Source organism: Vibrio sp. 1249-1 (assembly GCF_033340495.1).
Genome location: NZ_JAWOWJ010000393.1, coordinates 1 through 786 on the forward strand (window position 1 = coordinate 1; position 786 = coordinate 786).

General features: G+C 45.5%; 1 protein-coding gene. It reads right to left on the reverse strand.

Features of this window, described 5'->3' with window-relative positions; all coding sequences use genetic code 11:
• Positions 1-54: 54 nt before the first annotated feature.
• Positions 55-786 (reverse strand): multidrug efflux RND transporter periplasmic adaptor subunit VmeU (gene vmeU / locus R7Z50_RS26585; protein WP_318149622.1); only part of this gene is annotated, 732 nt, incomplete at its 5' end.

The window sequence follows — 786 nt, forward strand, 5'->3', positions numbered from 1 at the left end:
CAATGAACAACCAACTGATGACTTTGTTCTTAATGGAATACTCAGCAATGTTCATTATTGTTCCTTCTCCACAACATCCACTTGCTTACCTTCGCGTAATTTACGTAGGTTTGAATTAACCAACACATCACCTTGAGTGATTCCCGATGAGACAATCGCCCCTTCACCGTTAACTTGTGAAATCGCCACAGGCACTTTAGTGACAGCGTCATTGTTCATTTTCCAAACAAAGAACTCATTATCATCGTTGCCTGCTTGAAGTGCCGTCATTGGGATGTTGTAACCATCGAGAGAAGTGATACCGGCTTTGATCATATCGACCATCACGCTCACACTGGTGCCCGGAAGAATCTCTTGCTCTGGTTGAGGCATGGTCAAGTACATCTCATAAGTCTGTGTTTCTGAGTTTGGCTCGCTAGTGTGCTCTAAATAGTCCAGCGCATACGTTGTTGGAATACCAGAGAACGTCGCACGCGGCTTATAACTCATGTTTTGTGCGGTTGGGTTCACCATCGCTAACACGTTGTCAGACAATTCGATACGCACATAAACCACATCGTTTTGATACAAGTTCAGTACAGGTTCGCCAATCGCCACGCGCTCAAAACGCTCTTTGAAAACGTCTGAGACTTTTCCTGCAAACGGGGCAAATAAACGCGTATAGTTCAACTGGTTGGTGGCGTTATAGAAGTTTGCCTCTGCCAGTTCCTTGTTTGCGGTCAGCTCATCCAGTTCTGCTTTGGATATCATTTGGCGACCGTGCAGTTCCTCACCTCGTTTAAGCTG